The sequence below is a fragment of the Pseudomonas sp. Marseille-Q7302 genome (genome assembly GCF_965111925.1).
The window spans coordinates 3,513,359-3,525,271 of sequence record NZ_CBCOPK010000001.1 but is presented as its reverse complement, the minus strand read 5'-3'; the positions used below and the strand labels follow the sequence as shown (position 1 = coordinate 3,525,271).

Here is an 11,913-nt window from a genome sequence, read left to right as displayed (position 1 = left end):
GGCGGGCTGCCCGGTTATGGACTCAGTTGTGCGCGTGCAGCGCTTCGTTGAGTTCGATGGCGGTCTTGTTGGTCTTGCATTCGACCGCGCCGGTTTCCGAGTTGCGGCGTAGCAGCAGGTCGCTCTGACCGGCCAGCTCGCGTGCCTTGACCACCCGCACCAGCTGGTTCTGGTCGTCCAGTACCGCCACCTTGGTGCCCGCGGTCACATAGAGACCCGATTCCACGGTGCAGCGATCGCCCAGCGGAATACCGATGCCGGCATTGGCGCCGATCAGGCAGCCTTCGCCAACGCTGATGATGATGTTGCCGCCGCCTGACAGGGTGCCCATGGTGGAGCAGCCACCGCCCAGATCCGACCCCTTGCCGACGAAGACACCCGCGGAGACACGGCCTTCGATCATGCCCGGGCCGGCGGTACCGGCGTTGAAGTTGACGAAGCCTTCGTGCATCACCGTAGTGCCTTCACCCACGTAGGCGCCCAGGCGTACGCGCGCGGTATCGGCGATGCGTACCCCGGCCGGTACCACGTAGTCGGTCATCTTGGGGAATTTGTCCACCGAGAAGACTTCCAGCAGCTTGCCGCGCAGGCGGGCTTCCAGCTGCTCGGCCGGCAGCTCGACCAGATCCACGGCGCCCTGGTTGGTCCAGGCCACGTTGGGCAGCAGGGCGAAGATGCCGGTCAGGTTGAGGCCATGGGGCTTCACCAGGCGATGCGACAGCAAATGCAGCTTCAGGTAGGCCTCTGGCGTGGAAGCAGGCGCGGCGTCTTCGGCCAGCAGGGTGGCCACCAGCGGCTTGGTGCTTTCGGCCAGGCGGGTCAGCAGGGCCGACTGCACCGCATCGATGCCCTTGAGGGCCTCGGCCAGGCCGCGCGCCTGGGCCGGGGCGAAGGCGATGGCCTGGTTGCCACCCTCGTAGCCGAGCAGGGGCGCGACCGCCTCCACCAGCGCCGCTGGCGGATTCAGCAGAGGCTGGGCATAGAAGACTTCCAGCCAGGCGTCCTGGCGATTCTGGGTGCCGACACCGAAGGCGATACTGAAGAGGGCATTCGACATGTGACTGTTCCTTTGCAAAGGCACCGATCCGGTCGGTGCGAGATGTGCGGTAGTGGGGGCGGTTGCCGCAGGGCTCAGGTCAGGGCCGCGGCATAGAGATCAGGCTTGAAGCCCAGCAGGGTACGGTCGCCGAGATCGAGCACGGGGCGCTTGATCATCGAGGGTTGCGCCAGCATCAGGTCGATGGCCTTGACGGTATCGAGGTCGGCCTTCTGGGCGTCGTCGAGCTTGCGGAAGGTGGTACCGGTGCGATTGAGCACCTTGTCCCAGCCATGCTCCGCGCACCAGGCCGCCAGCCGCTCGCGGTCGATGCCGCTCTGCTTGTAGTCATGGAAGCGATAGGCCTGGCCGTGCTCGTCGAGCCATAGGCGGGCCTTCTTCATGGTGTCACAGGCCTTGATGCCGTAGAGGCTCAGGCCATCGGCCGCTACGGGCATGGCGTTCTCCTGCGAAAGACTGCAACCGCAGATTATGCCATGACGGGCCGGAAAAGGGCCGGGTGTCACGCCCCGGGCGAAGAGGGCGGTAGCCGGAAAAGCAAAAGGCCGGGGGAGTCCCCGGCCTTGGCGATCAACCGCGGCTTTTTACGCCGTAGGTTTCATCGAGGGTGCCGGGGGTACCGTCACCCTTGGGGGCATAGTCCCGAGGCGCTTCGGTCGGACCGTCGATGCGCTCGCGGCTGGAAGGATAGCGTTGCTCGGCGCTATGCAGCGACGCCAGCAGGTGCTGACGGGTCAGTTCGTCCTGGGCCAGGCGCTCGGCGCCCTCGGAGAGGTGCGACTGCATGTCCTGGTAGGTCTGGGTGAGCTTGCGCACCAGGCCGGCGGTGGTGCTGAAGTGGCTGGTGACCTCGTGCTGGTAGTCGTCGAACTTCTTCTGCAGGTCATCCAGCTGGCGCTGCACCCGGCTCGGCGCGGCACCCGGCACCAGACGTGCCAGCAGAAAACCTATCCCGACCCCGATCAGCAGCGCGACCAGGGGCAACAACCAGGTAGTGAGCGACTGTTCCACGAAACTTCCTCTATGAGCGGCTTTGCTTTACGGTAACGGCAGACCGGCGAGCCTGTACACTGGGTTGCGTCATCTGCCATTCGCTGGGCGTCATCATACCCCGCACTCAGGCATCGCGCAGGATCGACCCTATCAAAATCAACTCCTTGGATGAGCACTGTTCGTCCGAGGGCACGGAGTCAAGCGTGTCAGCCCGTGAACAATCCCTGCTCCTGGAGGGCCCCGCGGGCACTCTGGAAGCGCTGTACCAGGCCCCGGATACCCCCACCGGTGCGGTCCTGCTCTGTCATCCCCATCCGCTCCACGGCGGCGCCATGCAGAACAAGGTGGTCGCCACCCTGCAGCGCATCGCTCGGGAAGCTGGCCTGGCTACCCTGAGATTCAACTTTCGCGGCGTTGGCGCCAGTACCGGCGTGCATGCCGGCGGCGAAGGCGAGATCGACGATGCCGCGGCCGCCGTGGCCTGGTTGCGCGAACGTCATCCCGACCTGCCGCTGACCCTTTGCGGCTTCTCCTTCGGTTCCTGTGTCGCCGCCTGCCTGGGTGGTCGCCTGGAAGGCGAGGGTGTGGCGGTGGCCAAGCTGTTCATGCTGGCGCCGCCCGTGGAGCGCTTTTCGGTCGATGGCCGCCTGCCCACCCGGGCGCGCCTCACCGTCATCCAGCCCGAAGCCGACGAGGTGGTGACTCCGGCGCGCGTCTATGCCTGGTCCGCCGCGCTCGAACAGCCCCACGAATTGCTCCGCGTCGCCGAGTGCAGTCATTTCTTCCATGGCAAGCTCGTCGATCTCAAGGACCTGGTCCTGCCGCGTTTGCAGGCCTGACCTCTTCAGATAAGCCCTAGTCTCTCGGATTCCCAGCCCCTCCATGACCACTCGCATCCTCACTGGCATCACCACCACCGGTACCCCGCACCTGGGCAACTACGCCGGTGCCATCCGCCCTGCCATCCGCGCCAGCCTGGCCGCCGATGCCGATTCCTTCTATTTCCTCGCCGACTACCACGCCCTGATCAAGTGCGATGACCCGGCGCGCATCCAGCGTTCGCGTCTGGAGATCGCTGCCACCTGGCTGGCCAGCGGCCTGGATCCGGAGCGGGTGACTTTCTATCGCCAGTCCGACATTCCCGAGATTCCCGAGCTGACCTGGCTGCTCACCTGCGTCGCCGGCAAGGGCCTGCTCAACCGCGCCCATGCCTACAAGGCCGCGGTCGATCGCAACCTGGAGCAGGGCGAGGATCCCGATGCCGGGGTGACCATGGGGCTCTACAGCTACCCGGTGCTGATGGCGGCGGACATCCTGATGTTCAACGCCCGGCGCGTGCCGGTCGGTCGTGACCAGATCCAGCACGTGGAAATGGCCCGCGACATCGGCCAGCGCTTCAACCACCTGTTCGGCAATGGCCGCGACTACTTCGCCCTGCCCGAGGCGGTCATCGAGGAAAGCGTCTCCACCTTGCCCGGCCTCGACGGTCGCAAGATGTCCAAGAGCTACGACAACACCATCCCGCTGTTCGGCAGTGCCAAGCAGCTCAAGGACGCCATCGCCCGCATCGTCACCGACTCGCGCCTGCCCGGTGAGCCCAAGGATCCCGACAGCGCCCACCTCTTCACGCTTTACCAGGCCTTCGCCACTGCCGAGCAGAGCGCGGCCTTCCGCGAGGCCCTGCAAGGCGGCCTGGCCTGGGGCGAAGCCAAGGGCCAGCTGTTCGAGGTGCTGGATGCCGAGCTGGGCGAAGCCCGCGAGCGCTATGCCGCGCTGATCGCCCGTCCCGACGACCTGGAAGACATCCTGCTGGCCGGTGCCGCCAAGGCCCGCCGCTATGCCACGCCCTTCCTTGGCGAACTGCGTGAAGCCGTGGGCTTGCGCTCGCTCAAGACCCAGGTCGCCACGGGTGGCACCAAGAAGAAGGCCAGCAAGACCGCTCGCTTCGTCAGCTTCCGTGAAGGGGAGAGCTTCCGCTTCCGCCTGCTCGACGCCGACGGCACCGAACTGGCGCTGTCGATCCCCTTCGCCGAGGCCAAGACTGCCGGCATCACCAGCAAGCAGCTGGTCAGTGTGCCGGCCAGTGTCGTGGTGGGAGACGGCAATGGCTTCCAGCTGCTGCTGGACGATCAGGTAGTGGCCGAAGGCGTCGCCAGCGATTCCCCCGCCGCCCGTGACGCCCTTGTCGAGCGCACCCGCGCCGCCCTGGCGCAATTGGCCGAAGCCTAAAGGGCACCCGCGGTCCCCGGCGTTGTCAACGCCAGGGACCGCCATTACAGTGACCACCCTTTTTTCCCACCCGACCAGAAGCCGCCATGACCCCCCTCGAGCGTTACCAGGCCGACCTCAAGCGCCCGGAGTTTTTCTACGATGCTGCCCAGGAAGAGGCCGTTCGCCATCTGCAGCGCCTCTATGACGAATTGCTCGCCGAGCCCGCGTCCAAGGGCGGCCTGTTTGGCAAGCTGCTCGGGCGCAAGACGGTTACGCCGGTCAAGGGGCTGTATTTCTGGGGTGGGGTAGGGCGTGGCAAGACCTATCTGGTCGATACCTTCTACGACGCCCTGCCGTTCAAGCAGAAAATGCGCACCCACTTCCACCGCTTCATGAAGCGCGTGCATGAAGAGCTGCGTACCCTCAAGGGCGAGAAGAATCCCTTGACCATCATCGCTCGGCGCTTCGCCGACGAAGCCAGGGTGATCTGCTTCGACGAATTCTTCGTCTCCGACATCACCGACGCCATGATCCTGGCCACCCTGCTCGAAGAGCTGTTCAAGAACGGCGTGAGTCTGGTCGCCACCTCGAACATCGTGCCTGACGGTCTCTACAAGGACGGCCTGCAGCGCGCGCGCTTCCTGCCAGCCATCGCGTTGCTCAAGGAGCACACCGAGATCGTCAACGTCGACAGCGGCGTGGACTATCGCCTGCGCGCCCTGGAGCAGGCGCAGCTCTTTCACTATCCGTTGAGCGACGAGGTCGAGGCCGCGATGGCCAAGAGCTTCCGTTCGCTCACCGTCGAGTGCAACGACCTCTGCGAAGACGTGCCGCTGATGATCGAGAATCGCGAGATCCGCGCCCGCCGCACCTGCGAAGACGTCGCCTGGTTCGACTTCCGCGCCCTCTGCGACGGTCCGCGCAGCCAGAACGACTACATCGAGCTGGGCAAGATCTTCCAGACGGTGCTGGTCAGCAACGTCGAACAGATGGATGCGCTCAAGGACGACATGGCACGGCGCTTCATCAACCTGGTCGACGAATTCTACGACCGCCAGGTCAAGTTGATCCTGTCCGCTGAAGTCGAACTCAAGGACCTCTATTCCGGCGGTCGCCTGGAGTTCGAATTCCAGCGCACCCTCAGCCGTCTGCTGGAAATGCAGTCCCACGAGTACCTCGCTCGACCGCACAAACCCTGAACCCTGGCTGGGTTGAAGGATCAATCCTTTGACCCAGCTTTCGGGAGGTACGTGTGAATTCTGATCCCTTCGCCGATTGGGATGGCTCGCCTACCCAGGCGCGCATCCTGCAAAAGCAACTGGCCAAGCAGGTCCTGTTGCATGACGACTTCGGCTCGCCGCGGCGTTATGCCGGCGTCGACGTGGGCTTCGAGGAGGGTGGCGAGATCACCCGCGCGGTGGCTGTCCTGCTGGATGCCGAGACCCTGCAGCCCCTGGCCCATGCCGTCGCCCGCATCCCCACCGTGATGCCCTATGTACCGGGCCTGCTATCCTTTCGGGAGCTCCCCGCACTGCTCCAGGCACTGGCAGAACTGCCCGAGCCCCCCGAGTTGGTGTTCTGCGACGGCCACGGCATCGCCCACCCGCGCCGGCTGGGTATCGCCGCTCATCTGGGCGTGGTCACCGGTCTGCCGACGATCGGTGTGGCCAAGAAGATCCTTACCGGTCATCACGCCGAACTCGCCGAGACCCGCGGCAGCCAGGTCGAGCTGCTGGATCGAGATGGTTCGACGATAGGCTCGGTATTGCGCAGCAAGGACAGGGTCAAGCCGCTGATCGTCTCCCCTGGGCATCGGGTCAGCCTGGCCACCGCGCCAGCACTGGTCATGGCCTGCGTCAGGCGCCATCGCCTGCCGGAACCCACACGACTGGCGGACCATCTGGCCTCACGGCGTCAGGGCTCGGCGGCTACCCAGGCGTTGTTTTCCTTCTGATTTCTGCTTGCTTTTTTATCGTGAGCGGGTATCATGCCGCAGCTTTCTTGGCGGGGGATGCCTAAGCCTGCCGAGATCGCCGTAGCGGACGCCGACCCGAGCCCCCGAAGAGCGTCTGTTTCCGGCTGCCCCTGACTTGTCCGGGGTTGCACTGTTGTGTAGAATTTGCCGTCTTTTTACCAGGGCGGCCTCTGAGGCCATAGAGAATGAAAACTTTCACCGCAAAACCGGAAACCGTTAAGCGCGACTGGTACGTCGTCGACGCTGCTGGCCAGACTCTGGGTCGTCTGGCTACTGAAATCGCCACTCGCCTGCGTGGCAAGCACAAGCCCGAATACACTCCTCACGTTGACACCGGCGACTACATCGTCGTCATCAACGCCGAGCAGGTTCGTGTGACCGGTGCCAAGACTACCGACAAGATGTACTACCATCACTCCGGTTTCCCGGGTGGCATCAAGTCGATCAACTTCGAAAAGCTGATCGCCCGTGCTCCCGAGCGCGTCATCGAGACCGCCGTCAAGGGTATGCTGCCGAAGAACCCGCTGGGCCGCGACATGTATCGCAAGCTCAAGGTGTACAAGGGTGCGAACCATCCGCACACCGCTCAGCAGCCCCAAGAACTCAAGTTTTAATCGGGATAGTACAACATGTCGGCAACTCAAAATTACGGTACCGGCCGTCGTAAGACTGCCACCGCTCGTGTCTTCCTCCGTCCGGGCACTGGCAAGATCTCCATCAACGATCGCGCTCTGGACACCTTCTTCGGCCGCGAAACCGCGCGCATGGTCGTTCGTCAGCCTCTCGAGCTGACCGAGACCCTGGAGAAGTTCGACGTCTACGTTACCGTCGCTGGCGGTGGTGTAAGCGGCCAGGCCGGTGCCATCCGTCACGGCATCACCCGCGCCCTGATCGAGTACGACGAAGGCTACCGCAGCTCCCTGCGCAAAGCCGGTTACGTCACTCGTGACGCCCGTGAAGTCGAGCGTAAGAAAGTCGGTCTGCGCAAAGCGCGTAAGCGTCCGCAGTACTCCAAGCGTTAATCCCTCGGGATTCGCTCGAAAAAACCCAGCCAAGCGGCTGGGTTTTTTTATGCCTGAGATTTTGTGCTTAGGCGCCGTAGGTTGGGTTGAGGCAGCTCCATCGCTGAAGCCCAACGTTCGGGTCGCGTCTCCAGGCGTTGGGCTTCGCTGCGCTTAGCGCCAACCTGCGTTGGTTTGGTGGGCGCCGTAGGTTGGGTTGAGGCAGCTCTATCGCCGAAGCCCAACGTTCGGGCCGCGTCTCCAGGCGTTGGGCTTCGCTGCGCTCAGCGCCAACCTGCGTCGGTTTGGTGGGCGCCGTAGGTTGGGTTGAGGCAGCTCTATCGCCGAAGCCCAACACTCAGGCCGCGTCCCAAGCGTTGGGCTTCGCTGTGCTCAGCACCAACCTACGTCAGCTTGGTGAATGCCGTAGGTTGGGTTGAGGCAGCTCCATCGCCGAAGCCCAACAAGCAGTGCATCCTTGCTGAAGTTGGGCTTCACTATGCTGAGCGCCAACCTACGTCGATTCCTCAAGCATCGTAGGTTGGGTTGAGACAACTCCATTACCGTATTCCAACAGGCAGACCCTCCCTGGGGTAGGGCCCTGATGCATGAGGGGTCGGCCTGCGTTGATCCGCCGGCTCATCTGCATGGGGCCGATTTCTCACCCTCGGTACTTCGTGCCCACTCGAATCTGGGGCATAAAAAAGGGGCGCCTAGGCGCCCCTTTTCATGGCTGGTGGAGATCAGCCGGGATGATTTTCCCGAGACTCCTTGAGCTTGCGGTCGAGTTCGGCCTGGGTGGCTTCGTCCTTTTTCACCGCATCGGCCTTGGGGGCCTCTGCAGGGGTGTCGTCCTCGCCGGTCAGGGCGACGGTAGCCGCTTCTTCCTGGGCAGGGCTAGGCACGACCTCGACGGGTTCTTCCACCACGATCGGGGCGGACTCGGCTTCAGCTGCAGGCAGCTCTTCGACGACTTGCGCGGGCTGAGCCTCGGGAGCCTGTTGCGGCTCTACGGTGCCTACCGCTGCCGTAGCGAAGGTTTCCTCGGTTTCGGCAATGGCGCCCAGTGCAGGAGCTTGAGCGTCCTGCTCGGCCTGCTTGGCGCGTGCGGCTTCAGCTTCGCGAGCCAGGCGCTCACGACGACGGCGCTCACGCGGATCGTTGGAGGCGCGACCGGCGGCCGATTCGGCAGCTTCGTTTTCGGCAGGTGCCGCAGGAGTGGGTGCGGTGGCGGTCACCGGAGCGGTCTGCTCGGCAGCTGGTGCGGCGATTTCCACTTCCTGATGCGGCGCGCGTTCGTCCTGCAGTTGGCTCACGTTGGGGGTGAGGATCTCCGGCTGGGCAGGGGCGTCGGCGGCAGGCTGTTGCGCTGCGGTTTCCTGCGTCGCTTCGGCGGCAGCGGAGGTGTCGGCAGGAGCTGCCGGCTCTTGCTGACGCGCTTCGCGTACCTGTTCCTGGGTGGCGATGGCGGTCACGCTCTCGCTGACCACGACGGCGGTACCCAGGGCAGCGGCAGCCGGTGCGACGTTGGTGTCCGTGGCTGCTGCGCTCTGCTCTTCGTCTTCGATGAAGTTGCCATTGGCATCACGCTGACGCTCACGGCGGTTGCTGCGACGGCGCTGGCCGCGGGAACGGCGACGCGGACGCTCTTCGCCTTCTTCCAGCTCCTCGTTGCCTTCCAGTACTTCTTCTTCGTTCAGCTCTTCGGCGCTGGCCGCTTCCTGGCGTTCTTCGCGCGCCTTGCGCTCTTCGCGCGGCTGACGCTCTTCACGCGGTTTGCGCTCTTCACGAGGCTGACGCTCTTCGCGACTGGCACGCTCCTCACGGGGCTGACGCTCCTCGCGAGCGGGACGCTCTTCGGTGCTCAGGCGCTCCTCGCGTGGCTGGCGCTCCTCGCGGGGTTGGCGCTCTTCACGGGGCTGACGCTCTTCGCGGTTGGCGCGCTCCTCACGGGGCTGACGCTCTTCGCGCGGTTGGCGCTCCTCGCGAGGCTGACGCTCTTCACGGGGTTGACGTTCTTCGCGGTTGGCGCGCTCTTCGCGCGGCTGACGCTCCTCGCGGGCCTGACGCTCTTCGCGAGGCTGACGCTCTTCACGCGGCTTGCGTTCTTCGCGGGCCGGGCGATCGCTGCGTTCGCCACGGTCGGCGCGCGGCTGGCGCTCTTCGCGTGGTTTGCGCTCGTCATCACGACGGCCTTCGCGACGGCGATTCTGCTGGCGACCGTTGCGGCGCTCGTCCTGGCGGCGCTGCTCGTCGCTGCTCTTGGCGACTTCCGGAGCGGCGGCGGTCTTGTCGACCATCGGTTGCTCTTCGGTCTTGCCGGCGAACAGGCTGACCAGGGATTTGACCAGGCCCTTGAACAGGTTGGGTTCGGCGGTGGCCTTGGCGGCAGGGGCGGCGGGCGCCACGGCCTCGGCGGCGACCGGGGTGGGTGCCGGGGCGCGCTCGGGTGCGACCTTCACGGCCGCTTCCTGGCGTACCAGGGTGCGAGTGGAGCTGACCGGCAGCACCTCTTCGGCTTCGGTGTTGGCCATCTCGTAGCTGGACTGGCTGTTCAGCAGCTCGGGATTGTCGTCACGCAGACGCTGCACCTCGAAGTGCGGGGTCTCGATGTGATCGTCGGGCAGGATGATGATGCGCACGCGGGTACGCAGCTCGATCTTGGTGATGCTGTTGCGCTTTTCATTGAGCAGGAAGGACGCCACCTGGATGGGTACATGGGCGCGTACCTCGGCGGTGCGATCCTTGAGCGCCTCTTCTTCGATCAGGCGCAGGATAGCCAGCGACAGCGATTCCACGTCGCGGATGATGCCTTGGCCGTTGCAGCGCGGGCAGACGATGCCGCTAGTTTCGCGCAGCGAGGGGCGCAGGCGCTGGCGGGACATTTCCAGCAGGCCGAAACGGGAGATGCGACCGATCTGTACGCGGGCGCGGTCGGCTTCCAGGGCTTCGCGGACGCGATCTTCCACGGCGCGCTGATTCTTGACCGGGGTCATGTCGATGAAGTCGATGACGATCAGGCCGCCGATGTCGCGCAGACGCAGCTGGCGGGCGATTTCTTCAGCCGCTTCCAGGTTGGTCTGCAGCGCGGTTTCCTCGATGTCGCCACCCTTGGTGGCGCGCGCCGAGTTGATGTCGATGGACACCAGGGCCTCGGTCGGGTCGATGACGATGGAGCCGCCCGACGGCAGCTTCACTTCGCGCTGGAAGGCGGTCTCGATCTGGCTTTCGATCTGGAAACGATTGAACAGCGGGACGCTGTCCTGATACAGCTTGATCTTGCTGGCGTACTGCGGCATCACCTGGCGGATGAAGCTCAGGGCTTCTTCCTGGGCTTCGACGCTGTCGACCAGGACTTCACCGATGTCCTGACGCAGGTAGTCGCGGATGGCGCGAATGATGACGTTGCTTTCCTGGTAGATCAGGAAGGGGCCCTTGCGATCACCCGAGGCTTCGGTGATGGCGGACCAGAGTTGCAGCAGGTAATCGAGGTCCCACTGCAGTTCTTCGGTGCTGCGGCCCAGGCCGGCGGTGCGCACGATCAGGCCCATGTCGCCCGGGGCGTTGAGGCCGTTCAGGGCTTCGCGCAGTTCGTTGCGCTCTTCACCCTCGATGCGACGGGAGATGCCGCCGGCGCGGGGATTGTTGGGCATCAGCACCAGGTAGCGACCGGCGAGGCTGATGAAGGTGGTTAGGGCGGCACCCTTGTTGCCACGCTCTTCCTTTTCGACCTGGACGACTACTTCCTGGCCTTCGGAGAGCACTTCCTTGATGTTGACGCGGCCTTCCGGGTTCTTCTTGAAGTACTCCCGGGAGATCTCTTTCAGCGGAAGGAAGCCATGGCGATCAGCGCCGAAGTCGACAAAGGCGGCTTCCAGGCTGGGTTCGATGCGGGTGATGCGGCCTTTGTAGATATTGGCCTTTTTCTGTTCGCGGGCTCCGGACTCGATGTCCAGATCAAACAGCCGTTGACCGTCGACCAGGGCAACCCGTAATTCCTCGGGCTGGGTCGCGTTGATGAGCATTCTCTTCATGTAATACCACTACGTTCCAGGCTCTCGGCCCGCAGGGTGGCAACAGGATTCGAAAGAAGGGTGCACGGGGTCGTATCGAAACCGGTGTAGATCCGGTCTTCGTGTCCAGCAGCAGGCCCGGGGGCGTGCCGCGACTACGTCTCCTGCAGGCGCTTGAGCGACTGCCGTTGCAGCTCCACAGGAGGAGGAATCAACCAGGCATGGTGCGGGCGTGACAGCCGAAAGGCTCAGGCAGCCGGGTCGTCGCGGGATTCGTGTCAGGTGTCGCTCGGTTGGAGCATCGGCCGTTGGCCTTGAGGCTTCCACCTGCGATCGTCACCTTGGCCGAAGCTGGGCGCGAAGCGGGCTGCAGGCGTACTGTCAGGCTACGCGATACGCTGGTTGTGCATCTCCATCCTGCACACAATCTTCAGGAATCAGGTGCCGCCCGCAAGGTCCGGAGCGGTTGTCGTTTTACAGCTGGCACCCTGGGTGCCGCTGCCTTGGTTACCAGGCGGATCGCAGATCGCCACTCACCCCCTTGGGCAGAGTCGGCGGTCTGCTGGACGGCCAGACGTCCAGTGACTATTGCATTTGCAGCCTATATTCGCGGGCGGAATCGACGGCCTCGCGAGCGGCGTCATCCAGACAGGACTGATAACC

General features: G+C 64.4%; 10 protein-coding genes. 6 read left to right on the top strand and 4 right to left on the bottom strand.

Going from position 1 to position 11,913, the window contains the following annotated elements:
* Positions 1-22: 22 nt before the first annotated feature.
* From dapD to ACWPW1_RS16460, 3 genes are all read right to left on the bottom strand, one after another.
* Positions 23-1,057: a 2,3,4,5-tetrahydropyridine-2,6-dicarboxylate N-succinyltransferase gene (gene dapD, locus ACWPW1_RS16470; protein WP_059315746.1), complete on the bottom strand. Its 1,035-nt coding sequence runs from the start codon at positions 1,055-1,057 to the stop codon at positions 23-25.
* A 74-nt stretch (positions 1,058-1,131) separates the two neighbouring features.
* Positions 1,132-1,494: an ArsC family reductase gene (locus tag ACWPW1_RS16465; protein WP_454253436.1), complete on the bottom strand. Its 363-nt coding sequence runs from the start codon at positions 1,492-1,494 to the stop codon at positions 1,132-1,134.
* 133 nt (positions 1,495-1,627) lie between these two features.
* Positions 1,628-2,068: a YhcB family protein gene (locus ACWPW1_RS16460; RefSeq protein ID WP_007160614.1), complete on the bottom strand. Its 441-nt coding sequence runs from the start codon at positions 2,066-2,068 to the stop codon at positions 1,628-1,630.
* A 185-nt stretch (positions 2,069-2,253) separates the two neighbouring features.
* Between ACWPW1_RS16460 and ACWPW1_RS16455 the strand changes: the two genes are divergently transcribed.
* The 6 genes from ACWPW1_RS16455 to rpsI all read left to right on the top strand — a co-directional run bounded on the left by ACWPW1_RS16455 (position 2,254) and on the right by rpsI (position 7,258).
* A complete protein-coding gene (locus ACWPW1_RS16455; RefSeq protein WP_454253435.1) occupies positions 2,254-2,889 on the top strand; it encodes an alpha/beta hydrolase in 636 nt (211 codons plus the stop codon).
* A gap of 43 nt (positions 2,890-2,932) precedes the next feature.
* Entirely contained in the window at positions 2,933-4,279 is a 1,347-nt protein-coding gene (locus ACWPW1_RS16450; RefSeq protein WP_313648606.1) for a tryptophan--tRNA ligase, read from the top strand.
* Positions 4,280-4,365: 86 nt separating this feature from the next.
* Entirely contained in the window at positions 4,366-5,460 is a 1,095-nt protein-coding gene (zapE, locus tag ACWPW1_RS16445) for a cell division protein ZapE (RefSeq protein ID WP_007160611.1), read from the top strand.
* Between the two features lie 53 nt (positions 5,461-5,513).
* Entirely contained in the window at positions 5,514-6,215 is a 702-nt protein-coding gene (gene nfi / locus ACWPW1_RS16440; protein WP_323148746.1) for a deoxyribonuclease V, read from the top strand.
* A gap of 206 nt (positions 6,216-6,421) precedes the next feature.
* Positions 6,422-6,850 (top strand): 50S ribosomal protein L13, encoded by a 429-nt coding sequence (gene rplM, locus ACWPW1_RS16435; protein ID WP_007160609.1) that lies wholly within the window; start codon positions 6,422-6,424, stop codon positions 6,848-6,850.
* Between the two features lie 15 nt (positions 6,851-6,865).
* Positions 6,866-7,258, top strand: a complete 393-nt coding sequence (rpsI, locus tag ACWPW1_RS16430; protein ID WP_007160608.1) for a 30S ribosomal protein S9 — start codon at positions 6,866-6,868, stop codon at positions 7,256-7,258.
* 722 nt (positions 7,259-7,980) lie between these two features.
* Here the strand turns inward: rpsI and rne are convergent.
* The gene (gene rne / locus ACWPW1_RS16425) at positions 7,981-11,271 is read right to left on the bottom strand and encodes a ribonuclease E (protein ID WP_454253434.1); all 3,291 of its coding nucleotides are present in this window, start codon (positions 11,269-11,271) and stop codon (positions 7,981-7,983) included.
* Between the last annotated feature and the right edge of the window lie 642 nt (positions 11,272-11,913).